Below are 21,310 nucleotides of genomic sequence, written 5' to 3' on the forward strand. Positions count from 1 at the left end.
TCACTTGAACCGAAGACCTGATCGGGCAACTGGTTTCCAGTCACGCACTGATTTGATTAAAGCCTTCGGCGAATATATTGATGACTTTTATAGTACTGTGCGCAGACATTTCGCGCCCATCTATGAATCGACAATACAGATCGAGTCTATGAACCGAGAATTTTTGCCAGAAGTTCTCCACTCATGCCGGTAGGTCCAACTAAAAATTAACAAAAAATGTGGAGCCCAAACTCAACAATTGCTGTCTAGCGTTACCCCCCCGGCTGGGTCCTCATGCTTACCACGCAGGACCTGCCGTCGTTCCATCTCAATGCCCACACGGTTGCCAGCAAATGCACCTATGACCGTCACCACAGCGACCACGATCCACCAACCCGCTATTGCCCCACCAAAAGCTGCAATACCGATTGGCGGCACAAAGATAATAGAAGCCACAAAGGCAATCCCAATACCCGTCGCCGTCCACTTACGCTCAGGTGTCTTACTGACATAAGCCCATACTGTCCTTCCGAGTCGGCGTGAAGTTTCTCGTAACAACGTGGTGTCCATCTCTTATTATACCCCCTTCTCGCGCAGACCTGTTAGTAAGACGCGTTTACAGGCCAAACCTCTGGTGCCATGGGCAGTTTATTTCTTCAATACGATAGGCGCACTTAATCGGCACTTAGGCAAATAATATCCGCAAGGGTATACCCTATCGTACAGACAGTTAGGTAACGATATGGGTGTACGATAGGGTTGACTTTCCTATTCGTACAGACAAATCATCGGACACAAGCTATTCGTACACCCTTCTGAGGCCGCTATGTCCACCATTCTCTACGCCCGAGTATCAACTACCGATCAAAATTTAGACCACCAGCGCACCCAAGCGGAAGCCGCAGGGTTTATAATTGATGAAGTCATCGCAGATCATGGAGTGTCAGGCATAAGCACCAAGCTTGCTGACCGCGCTGAAGGTAAGCGACTGTATGACAAACTGCGCTCAGGCGATGTCCTTGTCGTCAGATGGGTTGATCGTCTTGGTCGTAATTATCAAGACGTAACAGACACTATCCGTCACTTCATGCGCCAAGGCGTAATCATCCGTACAGTCATAAACAACATGACCTTTGACGGCGCGACTTCTGACCCTATCCAGCAAGCCATTAGAGACGCACTGATAGCCTTCATGGCAGCCACAGCCCAATCCCAAGCAGAAGCCACCAAAGAGGCTCAGCGAGCCGGTATTGAGGCCGCAAAGGATAATCCAGTTAAATACAAGGGAAAGAAGCCCAGCTACGATCGTAAGACTTACCAAGCAGTTGTAGATATGCTTAGCAAAGGCGATGGAGCCACAACGATCTCTAAGATCACAGGCCTAACAAGGCAGACCATCTTGAGAATCAAATCAGATCCAACCAGTGCAGAAGCAGCACTTTCTAAGTGGGATACCCGCTAATCTACAGATGAACGAAAAATATTTAACATTTTTTTTGGTCACCAATGACGGGCACAATCCTACACGCTCTAAGTGACAACCTGCTGAAATCATTAAATCTCCCAGAGAACAATAATATAAATGCGGCAACAGCAAGACCTATCACACTGAATACATTGATCTTTTCTTGGTTGACGCATCAAATTTCACCATCTATATCACCATTACAAGCAAAAAAACAAAAACCCATAAATACAAATAAATAAAAAGGAAAGATCACGATGATCTATGCCGAATACATAATATCAAAACACTCAAGAAAATAAAAATACAAAAAATAATTCAAGCTTAAATACAAAGAATATTAATAATAAAAACAATTCGGACATTTTATATTTCCGTCAATAAACCCTCTCGTCCATACATCAGATATATAACTTATTAATCACAATATTAACCACCCAAATAACCAACTCCGTACACACTCCTAGCGACTTAAAAGGTGAACAATGAACGTAATGACTATGATTAACTGCGACCATGCAATTGCAGACCTAGAACTCATTAACGAAGAAATTGACGAAGGAATTGAAGAGGCCATTGCATCATACGGACAACCATTTGATGACTTTAGAAGAAAGAAACTGAACCACTTAAGGGCAGCTGCCTATTACTTTCAACAAGCTGCAATTGAAATCGCAAATGGAGAGCCATTTGACAGCCCAGAAATTGAGCTCCTGTTAGCGAAAGGGACTCTAGAAGGTCTTGGCACTCAACTAACGTCACTACCCGCGAAGAACTAACCTCCCTCATTTTACGGCGCTTACTAGGCGGCCTCCTGCATATTTATGTGAGCGCCGCCGCCTTCCGTAGAGAGGCAAAAACGTACTCAATCATACTGAAGACAGATCAAGTACACATATTTCAATCCATAACTGTCCACCTCAATCTGTTTTAACAACCTCGCACTTCAACTAATCGACCGATTAAACAAGCAGCCAACAAGAGCATAAGCGCTCAGTTAGGGCAGCCCCTTCCTCCCACTTACATGTTTACCCTAGGCTCGTCCGAGTTTGACGATGGCCTTGTCGCACCCAACAGACACAATGTGACAACACTCAAGACTACATCTCAATGACACAGTGCTTGAGCGCCATCACGGCCAACCAACGCCCCCCCAAGAAACTCAGCAGGTTACCCTACAGATAATGTGTTTTTATTTCGGAAACGCTGATGATCACTAATATTTAATGCCAATGAAAGACCAAGCATGACTTCCAAACAAAACCAGCAAACTACCCACCTTACCATTCACACCGACGGCGCATGTACCGGCAACCCCGGTCCTGGGGGCGTAGGTGTAGTCATTCAATTCTGGAATGAAGGAACCAAAGGAGAGCGTTTACGCCTATCTTACGGACAGCGTGAGGTAACGACAAACAACCGCATGGAATTGTCTGCTGCGATCTACGCCCTAGAAGTTGTAAGCAGCCGTAGCGATATTGACGCGAACACACCAATGACGCTGCATAGTGACAGCCAGCTGGTTATCAATGGGATTACCAAGTGGATTAAGAACTGGAAAAGGAACGGCTGGCGCAAGGCAGACACCAAGCCGGTCATGAATGCCGATCTTTGGAACATCCTTGACGACTTAACTGCACATTTCCCAAAACTATCATTTAGCTGGGTTCGCGGCCACAATGGCGATCCCGACAATGAAGAAGCTGATGCGCTAGCAACTTCAGCTATTCCACAAGTCTGACATGAAAATAGCCTCCTGATTTCAACTCAGGGGGCTTCACTTTGATGTAGGGAACCCTACAGATAGATACGCATCTAGCTCACCTAACGGTTGACTAGGCAGCATCGAGTCGCGGTAAGCGATGGTGATCTAACGGTTTCTAGTGGTGTCCTAAGACCTACAGAGGACTTCGAAGAAGACCAAGAAAAACAAAGACAACCAAAAGGTGACACTAAACAACAACCTATAGGTAACCTAAGGGGGGATAGGGGGGGGAGGTTTTAGGAGGGGGGAGACCTTCAAATGGCTTTCATGCCAATAAGGCCAACCATCTTCAAGAATACTCTTTTCAGAGTAATCTGTATGTCTCAAAAACCTTGAACGTTAACCAATAGGTGCCACTTAAAAAACGACAAACAACATTCTCAACCAGATTAATTTTGTCATGACACACTCAGTCAGTGAGACGGTAGGCGAATCATAAAATCATGCCATCTATTTTTTTAACGAAACTTGGTCTGAAACATTGGTCTGGATTGGTCTGAGCCACCAAGGCAAAACCACACTAAGTTATTGAAATATAACGATATTATAGGTGGCAAATAAATTTGGTGGAGCCAAGCGGGATCGAACCGCTGACCTCTTGCATGCCATGCAAGCGCTCTCCCAGCTGAGCTATGGCCCCATCAATCTTTGCTGCTTTTGAAGCAGGATAAACCGGGTGTTCATCTTAAAGATTCGCAAGTTTTAAACTTGCTATGGCGGCTACTTAAAGCGAGCCGCGAAGAAGATCAAGAGGTATTTTTCAACTCTTGTAAAAGCTTTGCACTTTTGTGCATAACTTTTTGAATTCCGGCGGATATTTGTTCATCAACATCCGCCGGAAACTTAACTCAAAGGACGAAATCAGCCTTCGTCGTCTTCGTCGCTGACACCACCGCCGATCAGGCCGGTCATGTCATCTTCGTCATCTTCTTCTTCGAGGAATGTGTCGTCGCCGTCATCGTCGAGTTCGACATCATCATCCAGATCAGGAATGTCGTCATCCTTCACATCACCATCGGCATCTTCAAGCGAGATGAACTCAGGTGCGTCAGCTGCAACGTCAACGCCTTCTGCTTCTTCTTCCTCTTCACGAGGATCGACAGATGTCTCGAAATATGAACGCGGATAAGATTGTCCTGTGTAAGGAGAAACAATCGGATCGCGATTGAGATCATAAAATTTACGACCCGTTTCCGGATCAATACGTTTAGTACCAAGTTCAGGTTTTGCCACGTCAAGCCTCGTCATTTTACTGGCTACAGCAGTCCGCGCAGGCACCTCACGAAGCCAAGCATCAGGACACGCCTTTTACGGTGTTTTTCCGGTGCATAAACGTAATTGTACACCTTTGTCAAAGACAAAGACGATATTGCCTCATCTTCATCGTATGTTCTACATGTTTTTATCGTATTTTGCCTCCTTATTTCAGGCAAAGGCCTTTTAAAATGCGGTTTTTGTTTTGCAGGATGACCCCGTGGCCAAGCTGTGCTAGGAAAGCGACGCTTTTATCAATCCTGGTCGTTAAGACAGCGACCCCTTAATGCGACAAGCGAACAAACGAACATGTCCCATTCTGCTTCCCCGAAACCTGCAACCGCCCGCCGCTCGAGCGAGCTCAAAGGCGAAATCCGCATTCCGGGTGATAAATCGATCTCGCACAGATCCTTCATGTTTGGCGGCCTCGCCTCCGGCGAAACCCGTATCACCGGCCTTCTGGAAGGTGAAGATATCATCAATACCGGCCGCGCCATGCAGGCCATGGGTGCCCAAATCCGCAAAGAAGGCAATGAGTGGATTATCAATGGCACCGGTAATGGCTGCCTGCTTGAGCCGGAAGCACCATTTGATTTCGGCAATGCCGGCACCGGCGCCCGCCTCACCATGGGGCTGGTTGGTGTTTATGATATGAAAACCACATTTACCGGTGACGCATCCCTCACCTCACGCCCGATGGCGCGCGTTCTCGACCCTTTGCGCCTGATGGGCGTGCAAGTCGAAGCCGCAAGCGGCGACCGTATGCCTTTGACCCTTCGCGGCCCTAAAGTTGCAGCACCGATTCGCTACCGCGTACCGATGGCGTCGGCTCAGGTAAAATCTGCCGTATTGCTGGCCGGCCTCAACACACCGGGCATCACAACTGTGATTGAACCGGTGATGACCCGCGATCACACCGAAAAAATGCTGCAAGGTTTTGGCGCTGATTTAACCGTTGAAACCGACAATGACGGCGTGCGTCATATTCATATTGTTGGTCAGGGCAAACTCACCGGCCAGACCATTGATGTACCGGGTGACCCGTCCTCAACCGCATTCCCGCTGGTTGCAGCTTTGCTTGTTGAAGGTTCTGACGTCACCATCCGCAATGTTTTGATGAACCCGACCCGTACAGGTCTCATCACCACCTTGCAGGAAATGGGCGCGAATATTGAAATTCTCAATGCACGCCTTGCCGGTGGCGAAGATGTGGCTGATTTGCGCGTTCGTGCATCAAACCTCAAAGGTGTCACCGTTCCGCCGGAACGCGCGCCTTCCATGATCGATGAATATCCGGTGCTGGCCATTGCTGCCAGTTTTGCCGAAGGCGAAACCATCATGGATGGTCTGGATGAATTGCGTGTCAAAGAATCAGATCGTCTGGCGGCCGTCGCCCGTGGGCTTGAAGCCAATGGCGTTGATTGCACCGAAGGTGAAATGTCTCTGACCGTGCGTGGTACGCCCGGTGGCAAAGGCATTGGCGGCGGTACTGTCGCCACCCATCTTGATCACCGTATTGCCATGAGCTTCCTTGTGATGGGCATGACTGCCGAAAAACCGGTAACCGTTGATGATGGCAATATGATTGCCACATCTTTCCCTGAGTTTTTCGAAATGATGCGTGGTTTAGGAGCTCAGTTTGATGACTAAGGCTTTTACCATTGCCATTGATGGCCCTGCTGCTTCAGGCAAAGGAACCCTTGCCCGCAGACTAGCCGAGCATTACGGCTTCCATCATCTGGATACAGGCCTGACTTATCGCGCAGTTGCCAAAACCATGCTGGATCAGGCTTTGCCGTTAAACGATGAGGCGGTCGCGGAAGCGATCGCCCTTTCTGTTAGCCTTCAGCATCTTGATCGCAATGTGCTGGCTGCTCACGATGTGGGCGAAGCCGCTTCCAAAATTGCGGTAATGCCGGCTGTGCGTCGTGCCCTTGTCAAAGCACAGCAAAATTTTGCGAAAAACCTGCCCGGCACGGTGCTGGATGGCCGCGATATCGGCACGGTTGTCTGCCCTGATGCACCGGTCAAACTCTATGTTACGGCTTCGCCTGAAACCCGCGCAGAACGTCGTTATCAGGAAATATTGTCCAAAGGCGGCCAAGTCGTTTATGATGAAGTCTTAAGCGATCTGAAGCTTCGTGACGAGCGCGACATGGGCCGCAGTGATTCTCCATTACGTCCGGCAAGCGATGCGCACTTGCTTGATACGACAAAAATGGATATAGAAGCGGCGTTTCTGGCTGCTCAAAAGCTTATAGATGCGGCATTAGCCCGTCATTAGTTTTATCTGTTTGCCCAGATCATAAATACGCCAGTCTTATTGTTTAAGATTGGAAGACTTGTACTAAACCTGCTTTGCTCCGCGTTCACCGCGCCGGATAGTCTCTTGATTTTATTCAGGAAACAGAACCGGAGCCAGGCAATTTGAAACACGAACCACCGGCGCTCGGTATCCGACATATATGACGGATACTTCAGGAGTTTATATGTCACAAATGAATCCTACACGCGAAGACTTCGAAGCTCTTCTGGCCGAATCTTTTGCATCTAATGACCTTGCAGAAGGTTATGTTGTCAAAGGCCGTATCGTTGCCATCGAAAAAGACATGGCAATCATCGATGCTGGTCTGAAGGTCGAAGGCCGGGTACCGCTGAAGGAATTTGGTGCCAAGGGTAAAGACGGCTCAATGAAGCCGGGCGATGAAGTCGAAGTTTACGTCGAACGCATCGAAAACGCCCTCGGCGAAGCTGTATTGTCACGTGAAAAAGCACGTCGCGAAGAAAGCTGGGTCAAGCTTGAACAGAAGTTCAACGCTGGCGAACGCGTTGACGGTGTTATCTTCAATCAGGTTAAGGGTGGCTTCACCGTTGATCTGGACGGCGCAGTTGCATTCTTGCCGCGCTCACAGGTTGATATCCGTCCTATCCGCGATGTAACCCCGCTGATGCACAACCCGCAGCCGTTTGAAATTCTCAAAATGGACAAGCGTCGTGGCAACATCGTTGTATCACGTCGTACAGTTCTTGAAGAAAGCCGTGCGGAACAGCGCTCTGAAATCGTTCAGAACCTTGAAGAAGGTCAGGTTGTTGAAGGCGTTGTCAAGAACATCACCGATTACGGTGCGTTCGTTGACCTCGGCGGCATCGACGGTCTGTTGCACGTTACCGACATGGCATGGCGCCGTGTTAACCATCCATCGGAAATCCTCACCATCGGCCAGACCGTTAAGGTGCAGATCATCCGTATCAACCAGGATACGCATCGTATCTCTCTCGGCATGAAGCAGCTTGAGAACGATCCTTGGGATGGCATTGGTGCGAAATACCCAATCGGCAAGAAGATCACCGGTACTGTAACCAACATCACCGACTACGGTGCATTTGTTGAAATCGAAGCCGGCATCGAAGGCCTGATCCACGTTTCAGAAATGTCGTGGACCAAGAAGAACGTACACCCAGGCAAAATCCTGTCCACAACACAGGAAGTTGAAGTTGTCGTTCTCGAAGTTGATCCGGTCAAGCGCCGCATCTCCCTCGGCCTCAAGCAGACCCTCGACAACCCATGGACAACCTTCGCTCAGAAATATCCGAAGGACACCATCGTTGAAGGTGAAGTTAAGAACAAAACCGAATTCGGTCTGTTCATCGGTCTCGATGGCGATGTAGACGGTATGGTTCACTTGTCCGACCTCGACTGGAACCGTCCGGGCGAACAGGTTATCGAAGAATACAACAAGGGCGATGTCGTTAAGGCAGTTGTTCTTGATGTAGACGTCGAAAAAGAACGTATCTCGCTCGGCATCAAGCAGCTGACCGGCGACAGCGTTGGCGAAGCAGCAACTTCCGGTGAACTGCGTAAAAACGCAGTTGTTTCCTGTGAAGTAACCGCTGTAACCGACAACGGTCTGGAAGTACGTCTGGTTGACCACGAACTGGATAGCTTCATCAAGCGTTCAGATCTGTCCCGTGACCGTGACGAACAGCGTACAGAGCGTTTCTCCGTTGGCCAGAAGCTCGACGCACGCGTCATCGCTTTCGACAAGAAAACCCGCAAATTGCAGGTTTCCATCAAGGCTCTCGAAATCGCTGAAGAAAAAGAAGCAGTTGCACAGTACGGTTCGTCTGATTCAGGCGCATCGCTCGGCGACATTCTTGCTGCAGCAATGAAGAAATCAGAAACCAACTAATCTTCTGATTAAGCTTTAAAAAATGCCCGCCGATATCACTATCGGCGGGCATTTTTGTTTGTACTTATTAGCTTTGCGATCAGGCGATCTGCAAGAGTTTGATCAGACCGAGACTGATGGCGCCCAAGAACAGCAGCGATAAAACAGCTGTCAGTGTGACCCGACCACCGGCCTGTGCCACCGAGCGCACATCAACGCCCAAACCCAATGCCGCCATAGAAATGATTGTCAGAACCGTTGCGGTGTGCTGGATCACCGGCAGCAGCGCTTCAGGAATGGCTCCCAATGAGCGCAAAGCCAGCATGCCTAAAAAGCCGATAATGAACCAAGGCACCAGTTTGCTTAAACCCGGACGCGATCCTGCCTGACTATTACCATAGATGAGCGCCAGTACGAGAATAACCGGCCCCAGCATCAAAACACGCACCAACTTGACCAATGTGCCCAATTGCAGGCTCAACGCGCTCACAGGGGCTGTGGCGGCCAAAACCTGTGGCACTGCATAAACAGTCAAACCAGCCATCACGCCATATTGGGTGAAAGACATATCAAAAAGCGGCACCAGCAATGGCAATAACAGCACAACCACCACGCCCAGAATAGCTGTAAATGCAATAGATGCTGCCACATCATCGCTTTTAGCCTCAATCACAGGCGCCGCAGCGGCAATAGCTGAGTTGCCGCAAATCGAATTACCGCAAGCAACCAGCATTGCCATTTTCGAGGGCAAACGTAACAAGCGCCCGATGCCGTAGCTCACCGCAATCGTCAGCATAACAACCGCTGCAATACCGGTAATCAAGCCGGCACCAGCAGCAACAATGGCCGATGTGCTGATTGATGCACCAAGCAAAACCACGGCAATTTCCAGCAGCATTTTTGCGGAAAAATTAATGCCGCCCGTAAATTTCGCCGATGGCCGTATGGTGGAGCGGATGACAGTACCGAGCAAAATTGCCAGCACCAGCGCCTCAAGCCAAGCACGGCCAAAAATTTCAGCTTCGATCATTTCCAGACCAACTGCTACCAGCGCCACAGCGCTGCTCAGCAGCACACCCCGCCAGTTTTTTTCAACAAATGCGTTTAATTTTTCTGTCATTGCCATACACTTCGAGAATTATTTTCCTCACTTTATGCAACAAATGATCTGTTCAATCCATTTCATTATATGGCATGATTTATTCGGTTAAATCGAATGATGGTAATGTAATGACACTGGAACAGCTCCGCATTTTTATTGCAGTTGCAGAGAAAGAACATCTGACCCAAGCGGCCGGTGAACTCCATCTGACGCCTTCGGCTGTCAGTTCCGCCATCCGCACATTAGAGGATCGCTATAGCGCCACCCTCTTCAACCGGATTGGCCGCCGTATTGAACTAACCGATGACGGGCGGATTTTTCTGGATGAAGCGCGCGCCACCTTGGCGCGTGCCCGTGCAGCCGAATTGACCCTGTCGGAACTCGGCGGATTAAAACGCGGCAGTCTCTCTATTTTTGCCAGCCAAACCATTGCCAGCTATTGGATGCCGCCTTTACTTGCCCGCTTCAAAGCTGCTTTTCCGGCCATCAATGTGGCACTGCATATCGGCAATACCCATAGTGTCGCCGAGGCCACGCGCGAAGGCATTGCCGATTTAGGCTTTGTTGAAGGCACGATCCATGAACCGAGCTTAAATATAAAACGTGTGGGTGAAGACCAGCTTGTTCTGGTGGTTGGCAAAGACCATCCATGGATTACCCATCCGCCAGCTGGTTTTGCCGATCTTGTGCAAGACGGACAATGGATTTTGCGTGAGGAAGGATCCGGCACCAGAGCCGTTTATGAAGATGCTTTGCGTGCGCAAGGTTTTGCACCTGAACAACTGAAAATCGCGCTGGAACTTCCTTCCAATGAGGCTGTTTGTTCTGCGGTGCAATCGGGTGTTTATGCAACGGTGATTTCTGAACTGGCCGCAGCACCGCATCTCTTATCCGGACGACTGATCAGGATTGCCATAGCACTGCCACAGCGTCAGTTTTTACTGGTTTCGCATAAAGAGCGCTATCGCACCAAAGCCGCGCAAGCCTTGATTGATTTATTGCCCTAACACTTTAGCGTATTTGCTTCAGCAGAGCCTGATCGGGGAAGCACGTTGGCTGCAAGCCTGCTTTGCTCTGCCAAAGACCAATGGAACGGCGTGTTTTAAAACCGGCCAAGCCATCAGGATTGCCGACATCATAACCATGCCCTTGCAGTCTCTTCTGCATAGAGGCCACATCGGAGCGATACATATGCCCGACCGGCCCCCAAGAGGTTTTAAAATTATCAGCACCATAAGCGATACGATCACCGACATGCCCGATAAACAAGGCATAGAGATCGCTCATATTATAGGCTTTCAGCACATAAAAATTCGGTGTCACGATAAAGGCGGGGCCATGCCGGCCAGCAGGCATCAGCAAGAAACCTTCACCTTTTAACTCATTGGCCGGAAAGGCTTTGCCGTTCACACGTTTAATGCCAAGACGCGCCCATTCAGCAATGCTCTTGCCCTGATCGGGGCCTTCCAGCGAGCAGGAAAGGCTTGCCGGCACATCCACTTCAAAGCCCCAGTCCCTTCCGCGCTGCCAGCCTGAATGGTGCAGATAATTGGCGATTGAGCCAAGCGTATCCGGCACAGAATTCCAGATGTCGCGTTTGCCGTCGCCATCAAAATCCACCGCATGTTGCAGGTAAGAACTCGGCATGAATTGCGGCTGACCTAATGCGCCAGCCCATGAGCTTTTCATGGCATTTGTATCAATAAGCCTACGCTCAACAATTTGCAGCGCTGCAATCAGCTCTTTGCGGAACATGTCCTTACGCGTTGCCATAAAGGCTTTGGTGCCCAGCACTTCAAAAGCATTATAAGGGATTTTCACCCCGCCAAAGCCGGATTCACGCCCCCAAACCGCCAGCAAGGTTTGTTTTGGAACGCCATATTGCTTCTCAATAGCCCCAAGCACAGAGGCATATTGTTTCAGCCGCGCCTGCCCGCCTTGGGTCAATTGCTGCATGGTTTTGGCGTTAAAATAATTGGCTGGTGCGCCGAACTCTGCCTGTGTCTGTTGTTTAGGCGTTGTCGGCTTTGTACCCGGAATAACCAGATCCGGCAGCTTCCAATTGATGCTCACATCAGCAAAGGCTTTATTGAAAGTGCCGCTCGAAACACCTGCGGCTTGCGCTTCCGGCCACAGGTCTTTGACGAGCCAATTCTGAAAAGCTTTTTCAGTGGCGGCTTGATTATTTTGCGCCTGAGCAGCACCAAAATGTGCAAAAAACATCAAAAAAACACTCAAAAACACGGTAAATCGCAGCAAAACTTTGAAAAAATAGCAGCGATTTTGCATAAATTTGAACCTTTTTTGCTGAATTTCACTAAAAACTGGTACGTGCCCGCAGTGCCGCCGACAGCGTGCCTTCATCCAGATAGTCAAGCTCACCACCCACCGGCACACCATGTGCCAGACGTGTGACCTTCACTTCAAAACCGGAAAGCTGATCGGTGATATAATGCGCGGTGGTCTGTCCTTCGACGGTGGCATTCACCGCCAGAATAACTTCCTTAATCACACCTTCGGATACGCGCTCCACCAATGTGCGAATATTGAGATCATCAGGGCCGATACCATCAAGCGGTGACAAACGCCCGCCCAGCACATGATAGCCGACATTCATCGTGCCAGCACGCTCCAATGCCCACAGATCAGACACATCTTCCACCACGATCAATACGGACGGATCACGGCGCGGATCGGTGCAAATGGTGCAAGGCTGCGCCGTATCGACATTACCGCATGTGTGGCAGACACGAACTTTTTCGGCAGCCTCCTGCATGGCGCCACCAAGCGGCACCAGCAAAGCTTCTTTTTTCTTAATCAGATGCAAAGCAGCGCGACGTGCCGAACGTGGCCCCAGCCCCGGCACCCGTGCCAATAACTGAATCAAGCGTTCGATTTCGGGGCCGGCAATACGTTTGGACATGGTTTATGCAATCAATGAGGAGACATGAAAACGGCAGCACATTTTTTGCACTGCCGCATATTTTAGCTAATCAGAACGGCAGTTTGAAGCCTGGAGGAATTGGCAGACCAGCAGTGAGAGCCTGGGTCTTTTCAGCCATTTGCGCTTCCAGCTTTGCCTTGGCATCATTGTGTGCGGCAATGATCAGGTCTTCCAGAATTTCGCCTTCGCCTTCCTTCATCAATGAAGGATCGATGTTAAGCGCCGATAAAGTGCCTTTGCCGGAAAGGGTCACAGAAACCAGACCGCCGCCGGAGCTTGCAGTGGTTTCCAGATTGGCGATTTCTTCCTGCATGACTTTCATCTTAGCCTGCATTTCTTTCGCCTGTTTCATCATGCCAAGCATGTCACGCATAAGAATTACTCCTGTTCACAACGCATAAGAACATAGCCTTATACGCCAAATCAAACTGATCGATTATTCATCGTCTTCCGAAGATATATCGATGAGGTCTGCGTCTATATCAATATCCAGATCGGAATTTTCCGGTGCTGAAATGCGCACATCGGTGATTTTTGCCCCCGGAAAGGCTGCAAGAATGGCCGCAACATCCGGATCAGCGCGCGCATCGGTTACCAGATTTTCACGGCGCTCTGTTTCTGCCTGTGCAACGGTTTTACCTTCCACATCACGCGCAACCGTGACAACCCAGCGCACACCTGTCCAGCTCAGCAGCTTTTGCGAAATATCGCTGGCCAAGCTTTTAGGTGCATCATCGGTTAGGCCAATTTCCAAGCGCCCCGGTGCAATGCTGGAAAGCTTCACATAGGTTTTGACAAGGATTTTGAACTGCACATCACGATGCTGATCGGCGAGTGCAACAATATCTTCCAAACTTTTCAGCGAAACAGCCGGTGCGGTTTCGATTTCAGGCTGTTGAATTCTTTGCTGTGCCGGTTCGGGTGTGCTTTCCACCAGACGCATGACTGGCGCGGCAGCGCCATGATTGCTAAGTGCGGCAGCACCATGGCTGGTAAGTGCCGCACCACCGCCATTGCTTTGCGCCATGACCATGCCAGACACAGCCTGTGCCTGATGACCGCCGCCGCCACTTCCGCCACCTGATGATGGCGCTGATGAACTTATCCCCCGCGGATTATGATCACCGCTTTGCAAGTCCTTCAAAGCTTCATCCAATGTTGGCAGATCAGCGGCATGTGCCAAACGGATCAGCAACATTTCGGCAGCCTGTACCGGACGCGGTGCGGTTTCTACTTCCGCAATGCCCTTCAACAGCATCTGCCATGTGCGTGACAAAACACGAATGGAAAGACGGCTAGAGAAATCACGGCCACGGCTGCGCTCATCTTCCGAGATCGACGCATCATCGGCAATATCCGGCGTAAAGCGCAGACGTGTCACCAGATGATTGAAATCCGCCAGATCCGTCAGCACGACAGAAGGGTCGGCACCCACATCATATTGGGCGCGGAACTCTTTCAAGACACCGGCCACATCACCGCGCATCAACATTTCAAACAGGTCGATAATACGCGCACGGTCGGCAAGCCCCAGCATGGCGCGAACCGCATCCGGCTCCACCTTGCCGCTGCCATGGGCAATAGCCTGATCGAAGATCGACAGCGAATCACGCACCGAACCTTCACCAGCGCGCGCAATCATCGCAAGCGACGTATCATCCACATCGATCTGCTCAAGACCGGCGATTTTACGCAAATGTTTGGCCAAAGTGCCCGATTCGATACGGCGCAGGTCAAAGCGCTGACAGCGCGACAGAACCGTGATCGGCACTTTGCGGATTTCTGTGGTCGCAAAGATAAATTTCACATGCGGCGGCGGCTCTTCCAATGTTTTCAGCAGGCCGTTGAAAGCCTGCGTGGAGAGCATATGCACCTCATCGATGATATAGACTTTGTAACGCGCAGAGACAGGACGGTAACGCACCTGCTCGATAATTTCGCGAATATCATCAATACCCGTATGCGAGGCGGCATCCATCTCGATCACATCGACATGACGGCCTTCCATAATCGCCTGACAATGTTCGCCCAGAACACTCAGATCAATGGTCGGCTGATTAACACTGTCAGACTGATAATTAAGCGCACGCGCCAAAATACGGGCAGTTGTGGTCTTACCGACACCGCGAACCCCTGTCAGCATCCATGCCTGCGCAATGCGTGATGTTTCAAACGCATTGGAAAGGGTGCGCACCATTGGCTCCTGGCCAATGAGATCATCAAAGTTTTGCGGGCGGTATTTTCGAGCCAGAACGCGATAAGCGCCGTCTGCGGATGTCGTGTCCATTCAAGACCCTTCCGTTATCTGTTCGCTCGTATCTTCATCAATTGTTCGGGCGAGTATTGAAAGCTTAACACAGTTTGAAGCTGCGATGCCAATACACAAGATGTGTCCCGCACAAGAAAAAGAGAAAGGAAAAGGTGGGAGGCTGGCACGGCGACCCGTGCCTTGCTCGTTAGGGCTGCTTCCTTCCGGACCTGACCCGGTTGGCGAGTGGCTCGTCCACCACCAACCTCCCAAGGTTCATATCGTCAATTCGGCTACAAAAAGCAAGCCATGTTCAAAAAAAACTGTTATTGATTGCATTATGAAACAGTTCGCTCTCGATGACAGGCTTAATGCCGACACTTTTCCCGTCATGTCGCTTGGTCTTTGTGACCTGCGGTTGATGAATGATCAACGCTGGCCGTGGCTGATTCTGATCCCGCGTCGCCCTGATTTGACCGAGCTTTTCAATTTAACGCCGCTCGATCAGACCATGCTGACATTCGAATCAGACATGGTGGCCAAAGCGCTGAAAAACGTCACCGGCTGCGACAAGATCAATACCGGCGCGCTTGGCAATATTGTTCGCCAGCTCCATTGCCATGTCATCGCGCGCAATGAAGGTGATGCCGGCTGGCCGGGCCCCGTCTGGGGGCATGGTGTTCGTATTGCCTATAGCGACAGCGAAGCGAAAAACCTCATCGAGAAAATCCGCAACACTTTATAATTTTTCCAATCAACCATTAAAAGCCAAGCGCATGTCCCTTCCCTTGTTTCAATTGCCGGATAATGAACCGAGCAAACTGGTCGGCTTTGCCGGCAATCGCATTGATCGCCAATCAGAAAAGCGCAGCGATACGGCAAGCCATGATGCTTTGGCACAAAGCGACACGCGTCTGATGGTGCTGGAAGGCGGCAAGCTGGTGCTGGATTATTCAGACCTCGCCAATCCAAATGCTCTTTTCAGCCTTGAAAAGGCACAGGACTTTCAGCCTGATCTGGACAATGCCATTTTATTAGGCTTGCAGGATGGTTATTCCGTGCTGGCTGTCACGGCACAGATCAACACTGAAACCTTGAGCGAACCGCTCAAAGCCATTCCCTATCGCAGCATCTATGTCGACAATATTCTGCCCGACGACATGACCGGCGCGATGGCAGAAGCGATTGCCCTTGATGCATGGCATAAAAACCACCAGTTCTGCGGGCGTTGCGGACAAAAAACCTCTATGCGTGCTGGTGGTTTTAAGCGAACTTGCGATGCCTGTGACACGGAAATGTTCCCGCGCACCGATCCGGTGGCGATCATGCTGCCGGTGCGTGGTGACAAATGTATTTTGGCACGCAGCCCGCATTTTGCACCACTCACCTATTCATCGCTTGCCGGTTTCATTGAGCCGGGCGAAACGATTGAAGCAGCGGTGCGCCGTGAAAGCGCAGAGGAAATGGGGCTTAATATCGGGCGGGTCGGCTATTATGCCAGCCAGCCCTGGCCGTTTCCTTATTCCCTGATGATCGGTTGCCACGCGGAAGTCTTATCCGATGATTTCACCGTCGATTTGAGCGAATTAGAAGACGGGCGCTGGTTTTCACGCGATGAAGTTCGCCTGATGCTTGCAGGCACCCATCCTGACGGGCTGATCACACCGCAGAAAAATGCAATTGCCAGCCATCTGATTGCCGCTTGGGCCAGTCTGGACACATAAATAAAAAAGAGCCGGATAAACCGGCTCTCTTTGATTATTATTCTGCCGGAAGGGCAACTGTATCGCGGAAATCAGAGCCGCGATAAACGCCTAAAATCCGTATTTCCGTTGTGAAGAAGCCCAGTTCTTCCAGTGCCAAGCGCACGGAACGATCTTCAGGATGGCCTTCAATATCCGCATAAAACTGTGTCGCCGTAAAAGCGCCGCCGATCTGGTAGCTTTCCAGCTTGGTCATGTTCACGCCATTGGTCGCAAAACCACCGAGCGCCTTATAAAGAGCAGCCGGCACGTTGCGCACACGGAACACAAAAGTGGTCATGATGCGGGTGTCGTCTGTCGGGCGCGGTTCCCATTTTTTGGTTTTCGACAAAACGACAAAACGGGTGACGTTATTATCAGAATCTTCGACATTCTCTTCCAGAATATCCAATCCATAAAGATCAGCCGCCAAGCGCGGTGCAAGCGCTGCCATTGACTTATCCCCTGCTTCCGACACGATGCGGGCAGCACCGGCTGTGTCACCGGCAATCACCGGTTTCCAGCCATTATCGCGGATAACCTTACGGCATTGTCCCAGTGCATGCACATGGCTGTGCACGCTTTTAATGTCTTCGCGCTTAGTGCCCGGCAAGACCATCAGCTGAAAATGGATTGGCAGAAAATATTCGCCGACAATATGCATGTCGGCCAATGGCAGCAGATAATGAATATCAGCCACGCGGCCAGCCAGCGTGTTTTCGATCGGGATCATCGCCAGATCAGCCGCACCGCTTTCCACCGCATTAAAAGCATCCTCAAATGTCGGGCACGGCAGTGGCTCCATAAACTCAAACATATTACGGCAGGCGGTATCAGAATTGGCGCCTGCTTCCCCCTGAAATGAAATACGATTCGTTTTCACAGCCGTCTGTGTCATTTGGAATGCTTTCTATAATTAAAATTAAAGCGCTTTAGCGATCATCTCGCGGGCGCGGTCGAGGTCTGCCGGAGTATCAACGCCTAAAGGTTGGCCGCTGACCAGTTCGACATCAATGCGCATACCATTTTCCAGTGCGCGCAATTGTTCAAGGCTTTCCCGCTGTTCTAAATAGGAACGCCCCAAAGAGACAAAGCGCTCCAAAGCGGCGCGCTTATAAGCATAAAGTCCGATATGGTGATAAAGCGGGCCCTCGCCCCACGGTGCTGTCGCACGGGTGAAATAGAGGGCGCGCAAGCGATTCTCTTGTGCCAGCGGAGAGCCGACAATCTTCACGACATTCGGATTGGTTTTTTCTGATTCTTCTGTAATTTCGACACCCAGAGTTGCAATATCGACAGCCCCGTCATGCAATGGCGCCAAAGCCTTGATAATCAGCTCGGCTTCAATCGTTGGCAGGTCGCCCTGCACATTGATAACCGCTTCCACCAGACCATCAGGATCAAGCGTTTGCAGCGCTTCATAAATACGATCAGAACCCGATTCGTGGTCACTGCGTGTCATGACAGCTTCCAGCCCATGCGCCTGCACCGCCTGTAAAACCTCAGGACTATCGGTTGCAACAACAGTGCGCCCGAGATTAGCCGCATGGGCGCGCTCTGCCACATGCACGATCATCGGCTTGCCGCAGATATCGGCCAAAGGCTTACCAGGCAAACGGGTGGAACCCATTCTTGCAGGAATTATCGTCAAGGTTTTCATGGTCTTCAACTTACGTTAGAAATTGAACAGAACAGACAGGATTGCCGGACATTGTTGATAAAGTGTCAAAACGTCACGGGTGTTGCACCCCTTATAAGTGTTGCAAGAAAGAAGTAAAAGCCCTAGTTTCCCGCCCAATGCGGGGATTTTATAACGATGTTTGCCTTCCAAATGAGGTCTTTAAAGCCGGCTTTGGAAAGCGTTATGATAGAGGAGCGCTGACCACAGATGAATTCAAGCCGAGCTAACAAATTTTTCATGGCCCTTCTGGCCACTGTTTTTGTTGTCATGACAACAAGCCTTCTTTCTGATTCGCTGTTTCATTCGCCAGCACCGGAACAAGCCGGTTTTGCGATTGAAGTTGCTGATGGAGGAGCACCGGCTGCCGGTGGCGGCGCGCCAGAGAAGGAAGAAGTTTCTATCGCAACCTTGTTGCAAACAGCTGATGCAGAGCGCGGCCAGAACGTTTTCAAGCGTTGCGCTGCTTGCCATACCAATGAAAAAGGCGGCGCCAACAAGGTTGGTCCAAACCTTTACAACATTGTAAACCGTCCGGCTGCTTCAGTTGACGGTTTCGGCTATTCGGCTGCGATGAAAGAATTTGCCGCTGGCGGCAATAAGTGGGATTTTGACCACCTCAACAAGTTCCTCACCTCACCTAAAGGCTTCATCAAAGGCACAAGCATGGGCTTTGCCGGTGATAAGAAAGACAATGAACGCGCTGATCTGATCGCTTTCCTTGCAACTCTTGCCGACACACCAGTGCCGATGCCAAGTGCGGATGCTGCACCTGCTGAAGAAGCTCCGGCTGAGGCTGCACCAGCAACCGAAGAAAAGCCAGCAGAAGCACCTGATGCAACTCCGGCTGAAACTCCGGCGGCTGAAGAACCAGCTAAAGAAGAGCCAGCACCAGCTGCACCGGCAGAAGAAAAACCTGCCGAAGAAAAGCCAGCTGAGGAAGCGCCTGCGCCAGCTCCGGCCAACTAAAATAAACACGTTTGACTTAAAAAGCCGGATCATTTGATCCGGCTTTTTTTATTTGCGCATAGTTTGTGCATAGAAGACCTTTATTCCTCCACAAAATTCAATAAGTTGTTCTCAATGCTGAGTTCAATAATCATGGAGGCGTTTTGATGCGGCTATTGGGGATCGGTGCTACCGTCATTGCGGTTTGGGCAGGAACAATCGCACTCTCATATGCAGATGAGCCGCAATGGCGCACGGCAACCAGCCTGACCGGAGAACCTGCGCACGCCAACAATTTTACCCGCTATGATTATGTGAACCCTGATGCGCCTAAAGGCGGCACGCTCAACCAAGTGGGCGTCGGCAGCTATGACAGCCTCAACCCTTATGTGGTGCAAGGTGTGCCAGCTGCCGGTCTGGTCGAATTTGGCGGCGGTTTATTATACGATACATTAATGACCGATGCCCTTGATCAGGGCTCGACCATGTATCCGCTGATTGCCGAAGCCACTCAATATCCGGATGATTTTTCATGGGTGAAGTTCAGGCTCAACGAAAAAGCCCGCTGGCACGATGGCCAGCCGATCACCGTTGAGGATGTGATCTGGTCTTTTGATCTTTTGAAGAAACAATCACCTATGTATAATAAATATTACGGTGATGTGGTTTCAGCTGAAAAGACCGGCGAGCGCGAGGTGAAATTTACCTTCTCGCAGAAAAACAATCGCGAATTGCCACAGATTTTAGGCCAGCTCGTTGTCCTGCCAAAACATTGGTGGGAGGGTAAAGATGCTAATGGCAAGCCGCGTGACATTACCCGACCGACATTAGAAAAACCATTAGGATCAAGCGCTTATAAAATCGAAAGCACCGTTCCGGGCAAAACGATTATCTGGTCGCGCGTTGATGATTACTGGGGCAAAGACCTGCCTGTAAATGTCGGCCGCAATAATTTTGATCGTATCAAATACGAATATTTCCTCAGTGAAGACGCAACATGGGAAGCCTTTAAAAAGGGCGGCATCTATGATTACCGTCTGGAAAACAGAGCGCAGCGTTGGGCGGAACAGTATAATTTTCCGGCCGCTGAACGGGGCGATGTCGTCAAAAAAAGCTTCGAAATTCACTCTTTCGGCCGTATGCAGGGCTATTTCCTCAATAGTCGCAAAGAGAAGTTCAATAATATCAAAGTGCGTCAGGCGCTTACATTATTGTTCGATTTTGAATCCGCCAACCGCATGATGTTTTTTAACCAGTATAAGCGCATCAATAGCTATTTTGCCGGTATTGATTTAGCGTCTTCCGGCCTGCCGGAAGGGCGTGAGAAAGAAATCCTCGAAACCGTACGTGCAGAAATTCCGGCTGAAGTTTTCACGCAAGAGTTCAAGCTTCCGGTTTTTGATACACCGCAAAAAACACGCGAATATCTGCGCGAAGCGATCAATCTCTTTGCCGAAGCGGGCTGGACACCGAAAGACGGGAAGTTGAAAAATGCCGCCGGTCAGACCTTCACAATCGAGTTTTTAGGCAAAGACCAGACCGATGAGCGCATCTTCAATCCGTATATCAGCAATCTGCGCCGTGTCGGTATTGATGCCTCTATCCGCATTGTTGATGCCACCCAATATCAGGCGCGCATCAATGATTTTGACTATGATGTGATGTCCACGATCATTGCGCAGTCATATTCGCCGGGCAACGAACAACGTGATTTTTGGGGTACAAAATCAGCCGATTTCAAAGGCAGCCGCAATTATTCCGGCATCAAAAATCCGGCAATCGACAAGCTTATTGATTTTGTCATTTATGCCAAAGACCGCGACGAGCTGGTGGCCGCAACCCATGCGCTCGACCGTGTGCTTCTGTGGAACTACTATGTTGTGCCGCAATGGTATTCAGAAACTATCAATATCGCTCATTGGAACAAATTCGGTATTCCGGAAAAACAACCGGATTATGCCGGTATTGATCCTTTCTCATGGTGGATTTTGCCACAAAAAAACAATTAACGGCCTT

General features: G+C 50.1%; 19 protein-coding genes, 1 tRNA gene and 1 other RNA gene. 11 read left to right on the forward strand and 10 right to left on the reverse strand.

Annotated elements, in window-relative coordinates:
* The first annotated feature begins 805 nt into the window (after positions 1–805).
* From ABDZ76_RS04890 to rnhA, 3 genes are all read left to right on the forward strand, one after another.
* On the forward strand, positions 806–1,441 hold the full coding sequence (locus ABDZ76_RS04890; protein WP_343802067.1) for a recombinase family protein: 636 nt from the start codon (positions 806–808) through the stop codon (positions 1,439–1,441).
* Positions 1,442–1,938: 497 nt separating this feature from the next.
* Positions 1,939–2,223 carry a hypothetical protein gene (locus ABDZ76_RS04895; protein ID WP_343802070.1) on the forward strand — a complete coding sequence of 95 codons (285 nt, stop codon included), beginning with the start codon at positions 1,939–1,941 and terminating at the stop codon, positions 2,221–2,223.
* A 467-nt stretch (positions 2,224–2,690) separates the two neighbouring features.
* Positions 2,691–3,185 carry a ribonuclease HI gene (rnhA, locus tag ABDZ76_RS04900; protein WP_343802073.1) on the forward strand — a complete coding sequence of 165 codons (495 nt, stop codon included), beginning with the start codon at positions 2,691–2,693 and terminating at the stop codon, positions 3,183–3,185.
* A 588-nt stretch (positions 3,186–3,773) separates the two neighbouring features.
* Here rnhA and ABDZ76_RS04905 read toward each other — a convergent pair.
* Both ABDZ76_RS04905 and ABDZ76_RS04910 read right to left on the reverse strand, forming a co-directional pair.
* A tRNA-Ala gene (locus ABDZ76_RS04905) sits at positions 3,774–3,849 on the reverse strand.
* A 221-nt stretch (positions 3,850–4,070) separates the two neighbouring features.
* A complete protein-coding gene (locus ABDZ76_RS04910; protein ID WP_343803113.1) occupies positions 4,071–4,442 on the reverse strand; it encodes a TIGR02300 family protein in 372 nt (123 codons plus the stop codon).
* A gap of 330 nt (positions 4,443–4,772) precedes the next feature.
* Here ABDZ76_RS04910 and aroA point away from each other — a divergent pair, with 330 nt between their 5' ends.
* The 3 genes from aroA (at position 4,773) to rpsA (ending at position 8,653) form a co-directional block, all read left to right on the forward strand.
* Complete coding sequence (gene aroA, locus ABDZ76_RS04915; RefSeq protein ID WP_343802075.1) at positions 4,773–6,113, forward strand: 3-phosphoshikimate 1-carboxyvinyltransferase; 1,341 nt, start codon at positions 4,773–4,775, stop codon at positions 6,111–6,113.
* Positions 6,106–6,747, forward strand: coding sequence for a (d)CMP kinase (cmk, locus tag ABDZ76_RS04920; RefSeq protein ID WP_374844587.1), 642 nt, complete (start codon positions 6,106–6,108; stop codon positions 6,745–6,747). The genes aroA and cmk overlap by 8 nt, the downstream gene beginning before the upstream one ends.
* A 205-nt stretch (positions 6,748–6,952) precedes the next feature.
* Positions 6,953–8,653, forward strand: coding sequence for a 30S ribosomal protein S1 (gene rpsA / locus ABDZ76_RS04925; RefSeq protein ID WP_343802081.1), 1,701 nt, complete (start codon positions 6,953–6,955; stop codon positions 8,651–8,653).
* Between the two features lie 79 nt (positions 8,654–8,732).
* Here the strand turns inward: rpsA and ABDZ76_RS04930 are convergent, their stop codons facing one another.
* Entirely contained in the window at positions 8,733–9,752 is a 1,020-nt protein-coding gene (locus tag ABDZ76_RS04930) for a YeiH family protein (RefSeq protein ID WP_343802084.1), read from the reverse strand.
* Between the two features lie 110 nt (positions 9,753–9,862).
* Here ABDZ76_RS04930 and ABDZ76_RS04935 point away from each other — a divergent pair, with 110 nt between their 5' ends.
* Positions 9,863–10,741, forward strand: coding sequence for a LysR family transcriptional regulator (locus ABDZ76_RS04935; protein WP_343802087.1), 879 nt, complete (start codon positions 9,863–9,865; stop codon positions 10,739–10,741).
* A 4-nt stretch (positions 10,742–10,745) separates the two neighbouring features.
* Here the strand turns inward: ABDZ76_RS04935 and ABDZ76_RS04940 are convergent, their stop codons facing one another.
* The 5 genes from ABDZ76_RS04940 to ffs form a co-directional block, all read right to left on the reverse strand.
* Positions 10,746–11,957: a lytic murein transglycosylase gene (locus ABDZ76_RS04940; RefSeq protein WP_343802090.1), complete on the reverse strand. Its 1,212-nt coding sequence runs from the start codon at positions 11,955–11,957 to the stop codon at positions 10,746–10,748.
* 94 nt (positions 11,958–12,051) lie between these two features.
* Positions 12,052–12,657, reverse strand: a complete 606-nt coding sequence (recR, locus tag ABDZ76_RS04945; RefSeq protein WP_343802093.1) for a recombination mediator RecR — start codon at positions 12,655–12,657, stop codon at positions 12,052–12,054.
* Between the two features lie 70 nt (positions 12,658–12,727).
* Positions 12,728–13,051 carry a YbaB/EbfC family nucleoid-associated protein gene (locus ABDZ76_RS04950; RefSeq protein ID WP_184221312.1) on the reverse strand — a complete coding sequence of 108 codons (324 nt, stop codon included), beginning with the start codon at positions 13,049–13,051 and terminating at the stop codon, positions 12,728–12,730.
* A 63-nt stretch (positions 13,052–13,114) separates the two neighbouring features.
* Complete coding sequence (locus ABDZ76_RS04955; protein ID WP_343802100.1) at positions 13,115–14,965, reverse strand: DNA polymerase III subunit gamma/tau; 1,851 nt, start codon at positions 14,963–14,965, stop codon at positions 13,115–13,117.
* Positions 14,966–15,099: 134 nt separating this feature from the next.
* Positions 15,100–15,196, reverse strand: an RNA gene (ffs, locus tag ABDZ76_RS04960) — signal recognition particle sRNA small type.
* Positions 15,197–15,266: 70 nt separating this feature from the next.
* Between ffs and ABDZ76_RS04965 the strand changes: the two genes are divergently transcribed.
* Both ABDZ76_RS04965 and nudC read left to right on the forward strand, forming a co-directional pair.
* A complete protein-coding gene (locus tag ABDZ76_RS04965) occupies positions 15,267–15,671 on the forward strand; it encodes an HIT domain-containing protein (RefSeq protein ID WP_343802103.1) in 405 nt (134 codons plus the stop codon).
* Between the two features lie 31 nt (positions 15,672–15,702).
* Complete coding sequence (gene nudC / locus ABDZ76_RS04970) at positions 15,703–16,650, forward strand: NAD(+) diphosphatase (protein WP_343802105.1); 948 nt, start codon at positions 15,703–15,705, stop codon at positions 16,648–16,650.
* A gap of 37 nt (positions 16,651–16,687) precedes the next feature.
* Here nudC and ABDZ76_RS04975 read toward each other — a convergent pair whose 3' ends face one another.
* Positions 16,688–17,566 (reverse strand): prephenate dehydratase, encoded by an 879-nt coding sequence (locus ABDZ76_RS04975; RefSeq protein ID WP_343802108.1) that lies wholly within the window; start codon positions 17,564–17,566, stop codon positions 16,688–16,690.
* Between the two features lie 24 nt (positions 17,567–17,590).
* Positions 17,591–18,328: a 3-deoxy-manno-octulosonate cytidylyltransferase gene (locus ABDZ76_RS04980; RefSeq protein ID WP_343802111.1), complete on the reverse strand. Its 738-nt coding sequence runs from the start codon at positions 18,326–18,328 to the stop codon at positions 17,591–17,593.
* 228 nt (positions 18,329–18,556) lie between these two features.
* Here ABDZ76_RS04980 and ABDZ76_RS04985 point away from each other — a divergent pair, with 228 nt between their 5' ends.
* Both ABDZ76_RS04985 and ABDZ76_RS04990 read left to right on the forward strand, forming a co-directional pair.
* A complete protein-coding gene (locus ABDZ76_RS04985; RefSeq protein WP_374844588.1) occupies positions 18,557–19,315 on the forward strand; it encodes a c-type cytochrome in 759 nt (252 codons plus the stop codon).
* Between the two features lie 146 nt (positions 19,316–19,461).
* Entirely contained in the window at positions 19,462–21,303 is a 1,842-nt protein-coding gene (locus ABDZ76_RS04990; protein ID WP_343802115.1) for an extracellular solute-binding protein, read from the forward strand.
* Positions 21,304–21,310: the final 7 nt, after the last annotated feature.

The sequence above is a fragment of the Paenochrobactrum glaciei genome (assembly GCF_039522165.1).
GTDB lineage: Bacteria > Pseudomonadota > Alphaproteobacteria > Rhizobiales > Rhizobiaceae > Paenochrobactrum > Paenochrobactrum glaciei.